This window comes from Thermohalobaculum sediminis (genome assembly GCF_023487995.1).
GTDB classification, from domain to species: domain Bacteria; phylum Pseudomonadota; class Alphaproteobacteria; order Rhodobacterales; family Rhodobacteraceae; genus Thermohalobaculum; species Thermohalobaculum sediminis.
In genome coordinates this window covers 1-4,450 of the sequence record NZ_JAMFKN010000027.1, presented here as the reverse complement: position 1 = coordinate 4,450, position 4,450 = coordinate 1, and the positions used below count along the sequence as shown (strand labels likewise).

Here is a 4,450-nt window from a genome sequence, read left to right as displayed (position 1 = left end):
AAGGGGTTGGGTTTGCTCATGCCACGAGGGTAGGGAGGCGGCTATTCCGCCTCAAGCCAAGTTCCTTTGACATTGCCCTTGAACAGGTTCGATTTGCTCATCCCGCGACGCTACGAACCCGCCCCGACTGGCTCAAGCCGCAAGTTTCTGACAGTGCCCGAGTTCGAGCGCCGTCAGATCGAGGCCGTACGGCGGGAGCTCGACGCCGAGTACGAGGCCGCAGACACCACCTCGCCCGTCCCTCGGAAGGCCCGCCCCGTCACCGGAATTTCCAGCAGTTCTCGGTCTTGACCGGCGGGTGAAAACGAGTAGGCGGAAGAACTGCATAGTCACGCCCGCCGTCTCAGTCCCACAATGCCCATTATCATGATCATTCGCAAGAACTAAGGAACGCTACCGATGTGTTCGTGTCCGCCCATCGAAAAAGAAAAGAGATCATGAAGCCGACAACAAAGACTTTGAGCGAAGCCGACAGATGCAGCGAGGATCGCGTAGAAGGCGCGCAAGAGTCGCCGGAAGGACTGACCAAAAGGACTTTTTTGAAGCATTCGGCCCAACTAGGCGCAGCCATCTCGGCCGAGTTGCTGCTCGGAACGAGCTTGCGGAGCGCTTACGCAGCGACAAGTGGAATCGCCTCGAGCGAAGAATCCAGTTTCGAGGCAATCGAGCAGCTGGCCCGTGAGCTGATGGCCCAATACCACGTGCCGGGCGTGGCGATCGGCGTCATTTCGGGCAAGGACACATTCTCTGCTGGCTTGGGGGTTGCACGCGCGGACAAAGCGAGCCCCTTCACGCCCGCGACGGCCACTTACCTCTGTTCGCTCACTAAGACCTTCACTGCTACCGCGGCCGTCATGCTGTCCGAGGCGGGGAAGCTCGATCTGAACGCCAGGATCAAGGACCTGATCCCTTACTTCAAAGTGGCGGACTACACGGCGACGAAGGAGGCGAAGGTCATCGATCTCTTTCACCACCACACCGGCTGGGGATCAGAGCACGGATTAGCCCCGGTGGGCGACACCGGCGAACCGCTGGACCGCGCGTTACTCCAAGCCTTTTACCTGCCGCAGCTTATCCCGTTCAACCAGGCTTGGCTGTACAGCAACACCAATCTCGTGTTCGCAAGCCGCGTAATCGAGGTAGCCGCGGGCAAGCCATACGAGGAGGTCATTTCCGAACTCCTCCTGCAACCTCTCGGAATGACCAGTAGCCGCTTCTTTTATGGCTCCAGCGCCCCTGATGGAGACTTTGCTTGGGGCCATCCCGCCATTTACGGTGACGACACGTCGAAACTCAATCCGCAGTTCACGCAAATCCCACGAGCAGCCAGTGGGGCCGGAGCGCTGATTTCCAACGTGGCCGACATGCTGAAGTACGCCCGCTTCCAGATCGATGGCCTCGATAAGAACGGTAAAGTCCTGATGTCAGGCCAGGCACTCGACTACGCCCACGCGCCGGCTGTGGACGCGCCGACAGGGGGCAAGACGGGAGTCACTTGGTTCGTCGACGACATCTCCGGCGTGCGCAACATTCATCATATGGGCAGTTTCACCGGTTACCGGACGTGGCTGGAGTTGATCCCGGAACGGGAGTTCGCCGTTGTGGTGCTGACCAACAGCGACCGTGGCATCGAGGTCTACGAGCCGCTGGCCGAAGCCGCAATAAAACTCTTTACGGGCCTGGAGAAACGGCGCATCGCGCCTATCGATTCTGACCCGAAAGTCCTCGATCCCTATCTCGGCAGATTCGTTGGTGTTTATCAGGACTATTTGATCAAGCGGGACGCTGGGACCTACCGCGTGGAGACGAAGTCCAAGCCCATCTATCCTGGGGCGCCTGCGTGGGCGGACCCGGCCCCCGCCACGATCGCCAACGCCGGTAACGGGTGGTTTATCATCACAGACGGTCCAAAGAAGGGGCTGGTCGGGGAGTTGTTAAACGACCCAAACGGGAAGCCGAATTACCTGCGGATCGACCACAGGATCTTCATTCGAGAGACGGATTGAGACGTCTCTCCGCCACGTGACCTGCGGAGTGAGTTCTCGGCAGCCCCGTGCCCGAAAGTTAACCGACCCGACTGAAGCGCCGGAGAACGCGTCTGCCGGCGCCGTCCCGAAATCTGTCGCCGGACCCGGATTGGCGCCAGTCCGTCCCTTGTCGGGCGCGCCAGGAAACGCGGTCGGAACGGACGGATCAGCGAGGTTCGCCTAGTCCGAACGTCCGTGCACCATCACGATCGGGGCTGGCCTTTACGGTGCAGGATCGACGCATTGAACGACGAACTGGCCGAGCACGCCCGGACAGACGCGGTGGCGTGCCGGCTCACCCCGATCCCGGGCATCGGCGTGCTCGGCGCAACCACGCTGGTCGCGGGCGTCGGTGACGGCGAGTCGTTCAGGCGGGCGCGGGATCTGCCGGCATGGCTCGAGCTGGTGCCGCGGCAGATGACGACTGGGGGCAAGCCACGGCTGCTCGGCATCACCAAGACGGGGAACCGATACCTGCGAATGCTGCTGATCCACGGTGCGCGGGCCGCGATGCCGAGCCTCTCGAAAAAGGCGACGCCCTCGGGGCAGTGGCTTGGGGGCCTGCTGGCGAGGGCGCATCGCAACATCGCGATCGTGGCGCTGGCTGGGAAGCTCGCCCGGATCGCCTGGGCGAGCCTGCGACGCGGCGTGCGCTTCGAACCAGGCCCGGCGGCGGCCACGACGTCGTGAGCGAAGAGATCTGTTTCGGCGCCGCTCTTCAGCAGTTGTGCCGTGACCCGATGAGGTTGGCGATCGGAGGTTGATGACCGGACGCGTCGAACACCCGCGTCTCCGAAAGCCTGGTTCAAAAAACGGCGCCTCGACGCCGGGTCTTTCATGAGGATCGGGAAGCGCGGATCTCCATCATGGCGACCGCCAACGCGCCGCTATACCGGATACGTTTGAGGACGACCGAGCCGAACCGGCACAAAACCGACTTGCCGACGGGGCCGGCCATACATTTTGAACGTCCAGCCGTGCCGGCGCAAGAAGCGGTGTACCGTGGAGGGCGCGAAGCGCTGCCCATGCTCGGCCTCCAGCCGCTTGGCGATCTCGGCCAGCGTGATATGCATGGCCTCCTCGACCATGGCGAAGATTGCCAGGCCGAGAGACTCGATCCGGCCAGTGCGCTTGTCGCCACCCATTGGCCGCTGAGCGACGGAGGCTGTCTCGCGCCAGAGCCGGTGCCACCTGACTGCCGCCCTTTGCGGCGCTGCCGCTCCATCTCGTGACGCCGCCGCCCGGCAGCTCTGGCCCGCGTTGATGGCGTCGATGACGCGCTTCCTGAGGTCGAGGGAGAGAGGTTTGGTCATGAAGGCTGGCCTCCTCATCAGCCGTCACGATGAACCATGCCAAAGACCGAAAGGGAAGCCATTCCGCTTACCGAAGCCATCGGAGCAATAATCAATGCCGAGACCGCCATTATCAGTCCGAGCGTGGCGCAGAGCACTGTCAGATTAACCAGCGGGGTCCATCCTTGCCCTCCTTGGCTTGTTCGAGAGGGCGTAAAGTATCGGATTGTGAATCAAAAAGCTTTCCAGAAGCCGCCAGCCAACCTCTCCAAGACAGCGTTAGGCTATCAGATCAGTTTAATCTGAAAATGCCTCTTTAAGCGCCACTTGCCTGCGCCACGGTCCATCTGATGAGGCTTTCAATCACGGCGTGAGAGGCGCTGTCGAAGGCTTCGATGATCGCCTCGATCTCGGCCCCTTTGGCGGTACGCTCCTCGCTCATCGTGGTTGAGGCCACGAGCTCGCGCCCGCGAGCGCGGATCAGCCGCGCGTCCAAACCAACGCGCACCTTTGGGGCCGATCCGACGGCGCCGATGGCGTAGAAGGGAGCAAGAGCCGTTTCGAGCATGTAATCTGGGCGCATTCGCTGGCGCTCGTTGCCGACCGCCGCGACGGCGTTTGCGCGCTCGAAGGAGCGGATGAGCGTCGCCTGGAACATGTCGGGCGCAAGATCGCCCCACTCGGCGTTTGCATAATAATCGAACTCGTTATCTGCGATCACTTGCGCGATCCGGTTCGTGCGGAGCGCCGGGACGGTCTGGGGAGGCTCGATGACGAGCGTCCAATCTCGCTTCTCAAGACCCGAGGGCACAGTGTCGAGAGGGCTGAGATAAAATTTCCGAGCCGGCGGCGGAGGCGGCGCGGTGCACGCGCCGAGACCCGTGACCACCCCGGCAGCGAGGATTGCTGTCAGAATGTCGCGCCGCGACCTTCCCCGAGTCATGGTATTCCCTCCCTTTCGCTGCGCCCGAAGAGGAAGCCGGGCGGATCGCGTTCAATTTGCTCGGCCACCCGGTTGAGCGTCTGGGCGAGACGCTCGAGGTCGAGCACGAGACCATCGACCTCGGGCAGCGTACTTTGCGTGAAATCCTTCAGGCCGTCGCGGTTCTCGGCGACGGCGTTGTTGATCTG

5 protein-coding genes and 1 pseudogene are annotated in these 4,450 nt (G+C 62.2%); 3 read left to right on the top strand and 3 right to left on the bottom strand.

Translation table 11 applies throughout. The annotated features are described in order from the left end of the window. The first annotated feature begins 437 nt into the window (after positions 1-437). Positions 438-2,006 (top strand): serine hydrolase domain-containing protein, encoded by a 1,569-nt coding sequence (locus tag M1105_RS20305; protein WP_249582195.1) that lies wholly within the window; start codon positions 438-440, stop codon positions 2,004-2,006. Positions 2,007-2,234: 228 nt separating this feature from the next. Further along, positions 2,235-2,717 (top strand): annotated as a pseudogene (locus tag M1105_RS20300) (transposase); the annotation flags it as partial. 197 nt (positions 2,718-2,914) lie between these two features. Here the strand turns inward: M1105_RS20300 and M1105_RS20295 are convergent. Beyond that, positions 2,915-3,340, bottom strand: a complete 426-nt coding sequence (locus M1105_RS20295) for a winged helix-turn-helix domain-containing protein (RefSeq protein WP_249582194.1) — start codon at positions 3,338-3,340, stop codon at positions 2,915-2,917. A 36-nt stretch (positions 3,341-3,376) separates the two neighbouring features. Between M1105_RS20295 and M1105_RS20290 the strand changes: the two genes are divergently transcribed. Next, positions 3,377-3,625 (top strand): hypothetical protein, encoded by a 249-nt coding sequence (locus M1105_RS20290; protein ID WP_249582193.1) that lies wholly within the window; start codon positions 3,377-3,379, stop codon positions 3,623-3,625. Between the two features lie 10 nt (positions 3,626-3,635). On the opposite strand, the gene M1105_RS20285 is transcribed toward M1105_RS20290, so the two are convergent. Both M1105_RS20285 and M1105_RS20280 read right to left on the bottom strand, forming a co-directional pair. Then, the gene (locus M1105_RS20285; RefSeq protein WP_249582192.1) at positions 3,636-4,262 is read right to left on the bottom strand and encodes an ABC-type transport auxiliary lipoprotein family protein; all 627 of its coding nucleotides are present in this window, start codon (positions 4,260-4,262) and stop codon (positions 3,636-3,638) included. Next, the coding region (locus tag M1105_RS20280; RefSeq protein ID WP_249582191.1) for a hypothetical protein at positions 4,259-4,450 on the bottom strand (192 nt) is incomplete at its 5' end. The genes M1105_RS20280 and M1105_RS20285, both read right to left, overlap by 4 nt.